Origin of the sequence: Telluria mixta, assembly GCF_029223865.1 — a bacterium.
Classification (GTDB): Bacteria; Pseudomonadota; Gammaproteobacteria; order Burkholderiales; family Burkholderiaceae_D; genus Telluria; species Telluria mixta.
Window position 1 is genome coordinate 1754234 of record NZ_CP119520.1, and the last position, 11833, is coordinate 1766066.

An 11833-nucleotide genomic window follows, 5' to 3' on the forward strand; every position below is an offset into this window, starting at 1 on the left:
TCGGGGGTGTTTAGTGGCTGGCCCAGCCTTTGTAGGCCAGCACGTTCTGCTTGGTGATCGCAGGGGTCGGAATCAGCACGACCGGGTTCGCGGGACGCTTGCCGTTCATGATCCCGTAGCCGATGTCGACGGCCAGCGTGGCCATCTTGTAGGGGTCTTGTGCGGTGGTGACGGCGAAGATGCTGTTCTTCGATTTGAGGGCCGCTTCCGCATCCGGCGCGCCGTCGACCGACGCCACCATCTGCACGTCGGGCCGGCCCGCCTGCTTGACCGCGAGTTCGGCACCGATCGCGGACGGGTCGTTGATCGCGAAGACGGCGTCGATGCGGCGGTGCGCGATCAACAGGTTCGTCATCACTTCCATGCCGCCATCGAGGCTGCCCTTCGCGTCCTGGTTGTCGGACACGACGCGGATGCCGGTGCCCGCGAACGCCTGCTTGCAGCCCGCCACGCGCGCGATCACGGCGGTGACGGGCGGACCGTTGACGATCACGACGTTCCCCTTGCCGTGCAGGCGCTCCACGATGCGCTTGCAGGATTCGGTACCGGCCATCGTGTTGTCGGACATGATCGTCGCATCCGCATTGTCGGCGCCGACGTCGACGGCCACCACGACGATGCCGGCATCGCGCGCCTTTTGCAGCACGGGCGCGATGCCCTTCGGGTCGGACGCATTGACGATGAGGATGTCGACCTTGTTCGCGATGAAGTTTTCGATCTGGCCGACCTGGGTGTTGAGGTCGTACTTGCTGGAGACGGTCGTCACCTTGACCTTGTCGCCGCCGACCTTTTTCGCGGCATCGGCGGCGCCCTTGCCGATGGCGACAAAATATGGATTGGCGAGGTCGCTGACGGCGACCCCGATGGATTTCAGCGGCCGGGCGGCGTGCGCCAGGCCGGCCAGCGAGAAGGCGAACGCCGCGATGCAGGCGTACACGGCAGGTTTTTTCATGACGGTGTCTCCGAGCTGTTTTTATGGTGCAAGGCTGCGTGATGAAAGAAATTTACACGTGTCGACTTTTTGTCGTCAACAGATTTTTTTACAAATTTTTTAATGGTTGAGTGACCACAACGGCAGATGACCCATAGCGGCAAAACAGGTCAAGCCCTTGGAGAAAGAACGCTCTTATTGCAGGTAAGTATTTTTGCTATGATGGTGACGCGCCGGTCGGCGGGGCGCTTACTTTACACGAGTCAACAAACTAATGAAAACAGCGCAAACTCTCCGTGGTCCCGTAACGATGCACGACGTCGCCGCGCGGGCCGGCGTGTCGCGCGCCACGGTGTCGAAGTATTTCAACGACCGCGAGGGACTGAAAGCCGATACGCGGGCGCGCATCGAACAGGCCTGCCGCGACCTCGAATACGTACCCGATCCGCACGCCGTGAGCCTTGTGCGCGGGCGCTCGCGCATGGTCGGCGTGATCCTGCCGGTGGTGAACGAACCGTTCTTCGCCGAGGCGCTGCGCGCGATCGAGGCGAAGGCCAAGGCGCTGGGCATGGACGTGATCATCCAGTGCTCGTACAACGACCCGGCCGAGGAAGCGGCGGCGCTGATGACGATGCGGTCGATGAAGGTGGCGGGCGTGATCCTGACCGCGGTCGCGTCGACGGCGAACCTGGACCTGCTGCTGCGGCTGGAGCAGGAAATGCGCATCGTCTACATGGACAGCTACGTCCACGAAGACTGCAACTACGTCATGAACGACAACCGCCAAAGCATGGCGATGCTGACCCGCTACCTGCTGGGCCGCGGCCACCGCCCGGCCTACCTGGGCGCGCCGCCCGTCGCGCATCCGTCGCCGGAAGAACGGCTCGCAGGCTACCAGGACGCGATGGCGGAAGCCGGCATGCAGCCGCACCTCGTCCCGGCCAGCACGCAGCCGTCGTGGGATTTCGAAGCGTATGCGTTCCGCCACGTGCTCGACTGGCTCGCGAGCGGCGCCTGGAAGCGCGCCGGCGTCACGGCGCTGGCCTGCGGCACCGACAGGCTCGCGATCGGCGCCATGTCCGCCTGCCGCCGCTTCGGCCTGGAACCGGGCAAGGACCTGGCCATTGTCGGCCACGACGACCTGCCCATTTCCGCCTACCTGTACCCGCCGCTGACCACGTTCCGGCAGGACGTCGCCGCCATCGGCGTCGCGGCGATGGAATGCCTGCAGGCGCAGCTCGACGGCACCGCCACGGCGCCTTACCGCAAGCGGTTTACGGGTGGACTGGTGCCGCGCGAGTCGGCCTGATAACGTTCAACGCTTCGGCCGGAACCATTTGATCGCGGCGCGCGCATTCGCCTTGACCGTGTAATCGATCTTGGCGAACTGCTCTTCCAGCGCCTCGGCGAGTACGCTGCCCGGACTGGGCGGCGGCAGGTGCAGGTGGGCATCCGCCTCGCCATATTCGCGGCGGATCTCCATGCCCGCCTTCTTCGCGATGTGCATCATCGTACGGTTCGACGACAGGCATTGCATGTACAACGTGTCGACGTCGGAATTGCGGCAGTGGATGGCGGCCCGTTCGAACAGCCGCGTGCCGACGCCCTGCCCCCGCGCCGATCTGGAAACGGATACGCCGAACTCGGCCACTTTTTCCTTGTCGGTGTAATGGATGCTGTCCGGATGCGCCTCGCGCGACGTGAACGCGAGGTGGCCCACGCCGACGAGCTGGAACCGCCCGTTGTAGACGCCGAACACGATGTCCTTCGCAAAATCGAGCTTCGCGACATAGGCTTCGACCTGCCCGTCCGGCAGCACGGTGCCGAAGCGCAGCAGGCGGTCGTCGCGGTCGAGGGCCAGGAAGTGGCGCAGGACCCGGCGCCGGTCGCGCTTGCCCAGCGCCTTGACCAGTACGGCCTGGCCCTTCTTCTTGATCAGGTGGTTCAGCCAGCGGCGGAGTGGATTGTCCTGCATGGGGCGCTCTTTGTGCACTGCAACAAGGCCTGGATTTTACCGAATCCGACGATGTCATGCCGAGATGGCATGCCACCCGCGTAAATTCTTGCGCCAATACAACAGAATTTGACAATCTATCGCCGGAAACGAGATACCAACGGTGCGGCGGCATATACTTGATTCCGTAAAGAAACCGAGAGTGCCGCATGTCATTTTTTCGCCAAGCCCTGCCGTGCGTGATGTTCTGGATTGGCATGCTGATGGCCATCTCGTCCACCGCGGCCGCCGCTGATGCATCCTCGGCCTGGCAACCATTTTCTCACGTCTCGTTCAGGCATCACACCGAAGAAGCGCTGCGTTTCGGCACGTCCCTCGCCCAGGATCGCGAAGGCTTCATCTGGCTGGGTACGCAGACCGGCCTGGTGCGCTGGGACGGATTCCGCGTACGGCGCTACGTGGCCGATCCCGCGCGGGAAGGCAGCCTGCCGGACGGTTATATCCAGAGCGTGCACGTGGACACGGGCGGGCGCCTGTGGATCGGTACGAGCGCGGGCGGCCTGGCGCGTTACGACGCGACGCGCGATCGCTTCGCCAGCATCCCGGCAGGCCCGGGCGGCCTGGGCCATGCACGCGTGTCCAGCATCGTCGACGACGGCGCCGGCGGCATCTGGGTCGGCACCGGCGCGGGACTGGAACGCGTCGACGCCGACGGCAAAGTGCACGCCGCCGCCAGCGGCGCCCCGCAACTCGCTGCACCCGCGCTGCCGCCGGACGGAGTGGACGTGCTGCTGCGCGACCGCCAGGGCGGTCTCTGGATCGGCACCCGCGAGGGCCTCTTCTACCGGTCCGGCGACCACGACCGGCTGGAGGTCGTGCACCTGGAGGCGCCGGCGCCGAACGAACCTTCGATCAACGCCCTGTACCAGGACAACGCGGGCCGCGTATGGATCGGCACCCGTACCCACGGCGCCTTCGTCATCGCCGCGCCGGGCGCCACGCCCCGCCCCATCGTGGAAACGGGTACGCAGGCCACCTTGCAGGGCGAACGCGTGTTCACGATCGTGCAAAAGAATGACGATACCGTCTGGCTCGGCACGGAGAGCGGCGGCATCGTCGAGGTCGACGTGCGCCAGGGAACGACGCGGCGCCTGCGCTACCGCGGCGACGTGCCGGACAGCCTGCGCAGCGACGAGATCCTCGCCATGTTGCGCGAGCGCGGCGGCCAGATCTTCATTGCCACAGGGGGCACCCTGAGCCAGCACGATCCCCGCGCGCAAGGCGTCGTGACGGTGCGGACGATCGGCAGCATTACCGGCCTCAACATTTATCATCTGCTGCGCCGCCCGGACGGCAAGGTGTGGCTGAGCGTCCCCGGCGGTGCCGTGAGCATCGTCGACCCGCACACCGGCGCAGTGGCCATGGCGGACACCCTGCCCAAGGGCCGGGTGCTCGCCATGGCGAACGCGCCGGACGGCAGCGTCTACATCGGCACACAGCAGGGCCTGTATCACAGCGACGGCAACGGGCACGCCGTGCGGCGCGTCGAGATTGCCGGACGCCGTCCCGACGCGTCCGTCTGGGCGCTGGCGTGGCACGACGATGTCCTGTGGCTGGGCGGACTGGACGGGGCATGGGCGGTGCGTCCGTCGCCAGCAGGTCCGGCGACGCCGCTGCGCCACGAAGACGACGCGCTGGGCGACCGCCGCGTCACCGCGCTGCTGCCGCTCGCGGACGGTACCGTATGGATCGGCACCCGGCGTGGCGTCGTGCGGCTGGACCGGGACGGCAAGACGGTGGAGCGTCTGCCGACCGACAACGCCGACCGCGCGCGCGCGCCGAACGGCTTCGTGTCCTCCCTTCTCATCGATCACAGGGGCCGCCTGTGGGTGGCCTCGTTCGGCAACGGCATCGCCGTCCTGGACCACACCGATGCCGGCGGACGGCGCTGGTTCCGGCGCCTGACGACGGCCGACGGCCTGCCCGACAACAGCGTCAACATGCTGGTGCAGGACCGTAGCGGACAGATATGGCTGAGCACCGACCTCGGCCTGGCCGGCGTGCATCCCGACACCCTGCAGGTACGCCGGCTGGGCGAGGCCGACGGCGTCCACGTGCCGAGTTACTGGACCAGCTCGGGCGCGCTGGGTGCTGGCGGCGAAGTGCTGTTCGGCGGTTTCACCGGCCTCTCCGTCGTGTTCCCCGACCGGCTGGACACCCGCCGGCCCCTGCCCCCGCTCGCCATCACGCAACTGATGCTCGGCGGACGGGTGATCCGCACGCTGCCGCCGGGCGCATCGGCCGGCGAGCCCCCCACGCTGACCATCGCACCCGCCGATCGCGAACGCGGTTTCGCGGTCGAGTTCGCGGCACTGGATTACATGCCGGCCGAGCACCGCCACTACGCCTACCAGCTCGAAGGCTTCGACACCGCGTGGATCGATGCCGACACGGCCGTGCGCCGCGCCAGCTATAACAACCTGCCGCCGGGCACCTACCGCCTGCGCGTGCGCGCCATCAACGACAGCGACGATGCCGCCACCCTGGAACTGCCGGTCCGCGTGCTGCCCGCCTGGTACCAGTTGAACTGGGTGCGGGCGCTGGGCGTGATCGCCGTGCTGGCCGTCCTCGCCGCCCTGGTGCAGGCGCGGACGTCGTTGCTGCGCCGGCGCCAGCGCGAGCTGGAGGCGGTGGTCGCCAGCCGCACCGCCGAGCTGCGTGCCACCCAGCTGCAGCTGGAAACCATGGCCTACAACGACGCGTTGACGGACCTGCCCAACCGGCGCCGTTTCAATGACGAGCTGCACCGCCTGGCCGCCCTCGGCCGGCGCGGCGGCGACCCGTTCGCCCTGCTCCTGATCGACCTGGACCGCTTCAAGCACATCAACGATACGCTCGGCCATGATGCGGGCGACGCGCTGCTGGTCGCGGCGGCGGAGCGCCTGCGCGCGGCCGTGCGCCAGACCGACTGCGTGGCGCGGCTCGGCGGCGACGAATTCGCCGTCCTGCTGACGCCGGCCAGCGATACCATCGTCGACGACGTGGCCCAGCGCATCGTCGACTCGATGCGCGCGCCGGTCGCGTTCGGTCCCCACGTCATGCACGTCAGCGCCAGCATCGGCGCCGCCGTGGCGTGGCGGGACGGTGTCGATGCGCTGTACAAAAAAGCCGATACGGCGCTCTACCGCGCCAAGGAAGCCGGCCGCGACACGTGGTGCCGGGAAGACATGGCGGCTTAGTTCAGTCGCGTACGTCGCCGAGCGCCGCCTTCACGGCACTTACCCGCGCCGCGTGCACGGCTTCCGGGATCTTTTCGCGATGCTCGGGATAGCGCGCCGCCACCTCGCCCGCGTTCACGGCACGCGCCGCGTCCAGCGCACGCAGCAGGTAAGGCGCCTGCGGATAGTCGCGGCTGCGCATGACGTGATGTTCGTCGCCGCGCCCGCGCGCATCGCATTCGGACGCCAGCAGCATCTGCGCAAAGCGGTCCGGCTTGCGGAACGCGTCGCAGCGTTCGAACAGGGTCACGATCGTGTTCGGCCGCAGCTCGAGCGCGCGGCTCACGTTGCCGTGCTCGCGCGCCGTCATCACGGCTAGGTCGCGGCACTCCGTCGGCACGCGCAGGCGTTTACCCAGTTCCGTGATCAGGCGCGGGCCCATGCCTTCGTGGCCATGGTGCTTCGGCCAATGTTCGGGCGGCGTCATGCCTTTACCCAGGTCGTGCATCAGCGCGGCGAAGCGTACCGGCAGGTCGTAGCCCCGTTCGGCCGCATAGTCGATCACGAGCATCATGTGGACACCGGTATCGACTTCGGGATGGTGCAGCGGCGGTTGCGGCACGCCCCACAACGCGTCCAGCTCGGGCAGGATACGCGCCAGCGCGCCGCAGTCGCGCAGCACGGCCAGCATGCGCGACGGCTTTTGTTCCATCAGCCCGCGCGCGAGTTCCTGCCACACGCGCTCCGGCACGAGCGCATCCACCTCGCCTGCCTCGACCATCTGGCGCATCAGCGCGAGCGTCGTGTCGGCAACCGTAAAATCCGGGAAGCGCGCGGCGAAGCGGGCCAGGCGCAGGATGCGCACCGGGTCTTCGGCAAACGCGGGCGATACGTGGCGGAACACGCGGTCCCGCAAATCCTGCAAGCCGCCGTACGGATCGACGATGGAGCCGTCCTCGGCGCGCGCCATCGCATTGATGGTCAAATCGCGCCGGATCAGGTCGTCTTCCAGCTTCACGTCCGGTGCGGTGTGGAACACGAAGCCGTGGTAGCCGGGCGCCGTCTTGCGCTCGGTGCGGGCGAGCGCGTATTCCTCATGCGTGTCCGGATGCAGGAACACGGGGAAATCCTTGCCGACGGGCCGGAACCCCCTGGCGATCATGTCCTCGGGCGTGGCGCCGACGACGACCCAGTCGTGATCCTGCACGGGCAGGCCCAGCAGCTCATCGCGGACGGCGCCGCCGACGACGTACGCCTGCATCGTCATCAGTCCGGCAACTCGTCTTCGTGCAGCCCGGCGATTTCCGTTTCGGCCATCGCTTCCTCGACCCAGCGCGCGACGGCCGGGTGCGCGAGCACGCGCGCGCAATAGGCCTGCAGCGCGGGCGCCATGGCCACGCCGTAGGTCTGGAAGCGCGTGACGACGGGCGCGAAGAAGGCGTCGGCGATGGAAAAATCGCCGAACAGGAAGTTGTGGTGGCCGAAGCGGGACAGGCACTCTTCCCAGATCTCGCAGATGCGGCCGATGTCGGCCTGGGCCCCCGGCGTACGGCCACGGCCCGGCAGGCGCGCCTTGATGTTCATCGTCATCGCGGTGCGCAGGTCGCCGAAGCCGGAATGCATTTCGGCGACGACGGAACGCGCCAGCGCGCGGGCGGCCACGTCCTGCGGCCACATATGCTTCTCAGGAAATTGCTCGGCTACGTATTCGCAGATGGCGAGGCTGTCCCAGATCGTCATCTCGCCGGCCAGCAGCACGGGCACGCGGCCGGACGCCGAGTACTGCGCGATGTTGGTAGCCGTGTCCGGCTTGTCGAGCAGGACGCGTACTTCCGTGAACGGGATGCCGGCGGCGACGAGCGCCACCCACGGGCGCATCGACCACGAAGAGTAATTTTTGTTGCCGATGACCAGGGTCAGGCCAGCCTGGCGTGCGTTGTCGAGGGTCTGCGTCAATGTCGGGTCGAGTTCGAGAGTCTGCATGGTGTGGCGTGATCGTTGAAGGTCAGCGCCCGGCACGGGCGCGCAGGACGTCGAGTCCGCCGGGCGGCGCCAGGTACTGCGGCGCGACGGCCTCGAGCGCCGTGAGCTTGATTCCCAGCGCCGTTGTTGTCAAGACTTTATTGTCCCTGGACGGCTGGACGACGTTGTCCACCTTCATCGAATCGAGGTTGTCGCGCGTGATGACGGGCTCGCCCGGCAGCAGTTCGAAGAACATCGCCTGCAGCCGCGCGAGCGCGTCCGGCAGGGCGATCACCTTGCGCTCGTGGCCGGCATAGCGCCCCGCCAGCCGCACCAGTTCGCCCAGCTCGTAGACCTGCGGCCCGCCCAGTTCATACGTGAAGCCGGCCGTGTGCGGATCGAGCAGCGCACGCACGTACGCCTCGGCCACGTCGCCCACGTACACGGGCTGGAAGCGCGCGTGCGCACAGGCGAGCGGGACGACAGGCAGGTGGCGCTGCAGGCGCGCGAACATGTTGAGAAATTTGTCTTCCGGGCCGAACACGACGGATGGCCGGAAGATCGTCGCCGCGACGCCGGGCTGGCTTGCCGCGGCCGCTTCGCCGTCGGCCTTCGAGCGCTGGTACATCGACGGGCCGTTGCGGTCCGCGCCCAACGCGCTCATGTGCAGGTAGCGCGGCACGCCCTCGAGCGCGCAGGCGGCGGCGATGCGGCGCGGCAGTTCCACGTGGGCACGGCGGAAATCCGGCCCGTACGGATCGCCGCGGCGCGAATGGAGGATGCCGACCAGGTTGATGACGGCATCGCGCCCGGCCACGAGCTTGCGGAGCGCCGTGTCGTCGTACGGGTCGGCCTGCACGATGTCGACGCCCAGCGGCATCAGGTGCATCGCATGGCGTTCGTGCCGCGTGGGCACGACGATGTCGATGGCGTGCTCGGACAGCCTGGCCGCCAGGTGGCTGCCGATGAATCCGGTTCCGCCGAACAGAACGACCGACTGCGCGTGCATGCTGGACTCCTGCTGGTTATCCTACAAAAAGTCAGGGGAGGCCGATGCCCCCGCCGCGCGGCGTGATCGTGCCCAGGCGCGCCTTGAGCGATTGCGGACGCTTGTCGAACAACGCGGCATAGTTCGTCGCGTTCGACATCACGTTGCGCACGTAGGTTCGGGTTTCCTCGAACGGGATCGACTCGACGAACACGGCCCCTTCCATCGGCGCCGTCAACAGCCCGCGCCACGTGCGCGCCCGTCCCGGTCCGGCGTTGTAGGCGGCCGTCGCCAGCACCTGCGAGCCTTCCGCATTGTTCAGCACCATGTTCAGGTAATTGGTGCCGAGCACGATATTCGTCCGGATATCGCTGAGCATGCCGTGACCGTAATCCGTCAGGCCGATCTTTTCCGCCACCCATTTACCGGTCGACGGCATCACCTGCATCAGCCCGGACGCCCCCACGCCCGACTGCGCATCCGTCACGAAGCGCGATTCCTGGCGGATCAGGCCGTAGACCCACGCCTGGTCGAGGCCGAGGCCCTGCGCCGTCGGATGCAGGATGTCGTTGTGCGGCGCCGGGAAGCGCTGGGTGTAGTCGAATTCGGTGCGCGTGCGTTCCGACGTGGACAGCATGCGGTCGAGGATATCGTTCTGGCGCGCGAACTCGGCGGCGGCCAGCAGCTGGCGTTCCGTGAAACCGTTGAGCGCCCAATTCCATTCGCGCGTGCCCTCGAAGCGCATGCGCATCGAAAAGAATTTCAACGCGCGCTTGAAGCCGGGATTGGTCGCCACCTGCGCCAGCTCGGCCGGCGTGGGCGGCGCGGCGCTGGGCGGGATGCTGATCTGCATGCCCAGCTCTTCCATCGCCAGCTGGCCATAAAAACTGTTCTGGTCGGCGATGCGGCGGAACAGCGCCTGCCCATCCTCGCGCCGGCCTTCGGCCTGCAGGGCGCGGCCCAGCCAGTACGTCCAGACGGGCTCGTCATGCTGCGGTGCCGGCATCGCCTCGATCGTGGACCGCACCGTCTTCCAGTCGCCGCGGCGCAGCGCGATGCGCGTCTTCCACTCCAGCTGGTTCCACGTCAGCGGCGCCCCTTCGGCCTTCTTCCAGTCGTCGTACGCCTCCGGCGCCAGCGTCAGCGACGCGGCCAGGGCAATGTTCGCCCAGCCAATCGCGCGTTCCTCGGCCGACAGTTTCGACGCATTCTTGTTCAGCGCCACTGTCGCCAGCTTCAGGCTCGTGCGCGCCATGCGGCCGAGGGCGACGAGGTAGATCTCGTGATCGGCGCGCGTGCTGCCGATGCCACGCGCCATCGCCACGGCCGGCAGGTCGACGGCCTGCGCGGCGCGGCTGTCGGACGCGCCCAGCAGCAGCGCCGTGCGGCGCGACGGCCCCGTCGCGTGCATCTCGCCGGCCAGGCGCAGCTGGGCCAGCAAATCGTTGTTCGTGAACTGGCCGGACTGGACGAGCTGGTTGACGAGCGCGGCGCAGGCTTCGCCGTACAGCGGCGGATTGTCGAGCAGCACGCGTGCCTCGGCCGCCACGTTTTGTCCCTTCGCTGCGCGCGACAGCAAGGCATAGCACTTGACCTGGTAATCGTCTTTCTTGACGAACAGGGGCAGCTCGCGGTCGAAGTTGACCCAGTCGCGCTTGCGGCCGAGTTCCAGCAGCCAGTCGTTGCGCAGGCGGTCGGCGATGGCGCTGCCTTCGTAACGTTTCAGGAAATCCAGGATTTCCTCGTTGGAAGCGTCGCGTAGCCGCGGTTTGAGCCGATAATAGTCGACGTACGACGGAATCGCGTAGCCCGGCAACCGTGCCGCCAGCGCCGCGGCCTTGTCGGCATCGTTCTTGCGGGCAGCGTCGCGCAGTTGCGCAAAAATCTCGTCCTGCTCGCGGCTGGCATCCGCCTGCGGTCCGGGCGCGACCACTGGAGGGGCGGGCGACAGCCCGCCCGGCGCAAGCACCGCCGTCGGTGCGGCAGGTGCGGGGGGTGTCGTACCCGGAGACGCGGCCTGGGCCGCGACATCGGGCGACGCGAGGAAGAGCAGGCTGGAAGCGGCCACGACGGTGCCGGCTAACAGTGTCTGCGACATCGATAATGCAATATTCAATGTAGGCTTCATTTCATCCATGACCGGCGATTCAAGAATACCATGCCCCTCGAACCCGAGCGTGGCGGACGAGAAACAGGCAGCGAAAACAGCGTTGCGCAAGGCGCTCAGGACTGCACGTGGGGGGCTTGATCCAGCAATCAAGGTCCAGTGGGATGCACATATCGGCGCGCAGGTGGTCGCGTGGTGGAGATTGCGCCAGGTAAGTGTCATCGGCGTGTACTGGCCGCTGGCCGGCGAGCCCGACCTGCGCGCGGCGTACGCGGAGCTGCACCAGGCCGGCGTGCGCCTGGCGCTGCCCGTCGTGATGGAACGCAATGCGCCGCTGACGTTCACCGAGTGGGTCCCCGGCGAAGCCATGTTGCCGGACGAAGCCGGCATCCAGGTCCCGGCCCAGCTGCGCTTCATCGAGCGCCCGCCGGCCCTCCTGATCCCCTGTCTCGGTTTCAATGCCGAAGGGTATCGCCTCGGCTATGGCGGCGGCTATTACGACCGCACCCTCGAACAACCGCCGCGTCCGCACACCTTGGGCATTGCCTACAGTAATCAGGAAGCCATGTTCTCGCACGCGCCGCACGACGTGCCGCTGGACGTGATCGTGACGGAAACCACCAACGTCACGTGATGAAAAAAATGCCCGCGCGGCCTTCCGGTCGCACGGGCA

Annotated in this window: 9 protein-coding genes; 3 read left to right on the forward strand and 6 right to left on the reverse strand. The window is 67.4% G+C overall.

Annotated elements, in window-relative coordinates; translation table 11 throughout:
- Positions 1-10 precede the first annotated feature (10 nt).
- The gene (locus P0M04_RS07720; protein ID WP_259448321.1) at positions 11-952 is read right to left on the reverse strand and encodes a substrate-binding domain-containing protein; all 942 of its coding nucleotides are present in this window, start codon (positions 950-952) and stop codon (positions 11-13) included.
- A 289-nt stretch (positions 953-1241) separates the two neighbouring features.
- Here P0M04_RS07720 and P0M04_RS07725 point away from each other — a divergent pair, with 289 nt between their 5' ends.
- Positions 1242-2240, forward strand: coding sequence for a LacI family DNA-binding transcriptional regulator (locus tag P0M04_RS07725; protein WP_259448322.1), 999 nt, complete (start codon positions 1242-1244; stop codon positions 2238-2240).
- Positions 2241-2246: 6 nt separating this feature from the next.
- Here the strand turns inward: P0M04_RS07725 and P0M04_RS07730 are convergent, their stop codons facing one another.
- Positions 2247-2906 carry a GNAT family N-acetyltransferase gene (locus P0M04_RS07730; RefSeq protein WP_259448323.1) on the reverse strand — a complete coding sequence of 220 codons (660 nt, stop codon included), beginning with the start codon at positions 2904-2906 and terminating at the stop codon, positions 2247-2249.
- A gap of 188 nt (positions 2907-3094) precedes the next feature.
- Between P0M04_RS07730 and P0M04_RS07735 the strand changes: the two genes are divergently transcribed.
- Positions 3095-6124: a ligand-binding sensor domain-containing diguanylate cyclase gene (locus P0M04_RS07735; protein WP_259448324.1), complete on the forward strand. Its 3030-nt coding sequence runs from the start codon at positions 3095-3097 to the stop codon at positions 6122-6124.
- 1 nt (position 6125) lies between these two features.
- Here P0M04_RS07735 and P0M04_RS07740 read toward each other — a convergent pair whose 3' ends face one another.
- The 4 genes from P0M04_RS07740 to P0M04_RS07755 are packed head-to-tail and all read right to left on the reverse strand — an operon-like array spanning position 6126 to position 11151.
- Positions 6126-7364: a multifunctional CCA addition/repair protein gene (locus tag P0M04_RS07740; RefSeq protein ID WP_259448501.1), complete on the reverse strand. Its 1239-nt coding sequence runs from the start codon at positions 7362-7364 to the stop codon at positions 6126-6128.
- Between the two features lie 5 nt (positions 7365-7369).
- Entirely contained in the window at positions 7370-8086 is a 717-nt protein-coding gene (locus tag P0M04_RS07745) for a glutathione S-transferase family protein (protein WP_259448325.1), read from the reverse strand.
- Between the two features lie 22 nt (positions 8087-8108).
- Positions 8109-9074 carry a complex I NDUFA9 subunit family protein gene (locus P0M04_RS07750; protein ID WP_259448326.1) on the reverse strand — a complete coding sequence of 322 codons (966 nt, stop codon included), beginning with the start codon at positions 9072-9074 and terminating at the stop codon, positions 8109-8111.
- 31 nt (positions 9075-9105) lie between these two features.
- Positions 9106-11151: a lytic transglycosylase domain-containing protein gene (locus P0M04_RS07755; protein ID WP_259448327.1), complete on the reverse strand. Its 2046-nt coding sequence runs from the start codon at positions 11149-11151 to the stop codon at positions 9106-9108.
- 79 nt (positions 11152-11230) lie between these two features.
- Here P0M04_RS07755 and P0M04_RS07760 point away from each other — a divergent pair, with 79 nt between their 5' ends.
- Positions 11231-11794 carry a 5-formyltetrahydrofolate cyclo-ligase gene (locus P0M04_RS07760; protein ID WP_259448328.1) on the forward strand — a complete coding sequence of 188 codons (564 nt, stop codon included), beginning with the start codon at positions 11231-11233 and terminating at the stop codon, positions 11792-11794.
- The last annotated feature ends 39 nt before the right edge of the window (positions 11795-11833 follow it).

Bases quoted from the DNA above. Each gene is read 5' to 3' on its own strand.
- P0M04_RS07720 (WP_259448321.1), bottom strand. From the start codon at position 952: ATGAAAAAACCTGCCGTGTACGCCTGCATCGCGGCGTTCGCCTTCTCG.
- P0M04_RS07725 (WP_259448322.1), top strand. From the start codon at position 1,242: ATGCACGACGTCGCCGCGCGGGCCGGCGTGTCGCGCGCCACGGTGTCG.
- P0M04_RS07730 (WP_259448323.1), bottom strand. From the start codon at position 2,906: ATGCAGGACAATCCACTCCGCCGCTGGCTGAACCACCTGATCAAGAAG.
- P0M04_RS07735 (WP_259448324.1), top strand. From the start codon at position 3,095: ATGTCATTTTTTCGCCAAGCCCTGCCGTGCGTGATGTTCTGGATTGGC.
- P0M04_RS07740 (WP_259448501.1), bottom strand. From the start codon at position 7,364: ATGCAGGCGTACGTCGTCGGCGGCGCCGTCCGCGATGAGCTGCTGGGC.
- P0M04_RS07745 (WP_259448325.1), bottom strand. From the start codon at position 8,086: ATGCAGACTCTCGAACTCGACCCGACATTGACGCAGACCCTCGACAAC.
- P0M04_RS07750 (WP_259448326.1), bottom strand. From the start codon at position 9,074: ATGCACGCGCAGTCGGTCGTTCTGTTCGGCGGAACCGGATTCATCGGC.
- P0M04_RS07755 (WP_259448327.1), bottom strand. From the start codon at position 11,151: ATGTCGCAGACACTGTTAGCCGGCACCGTCGTGGCCGCTTCCAGCCTG.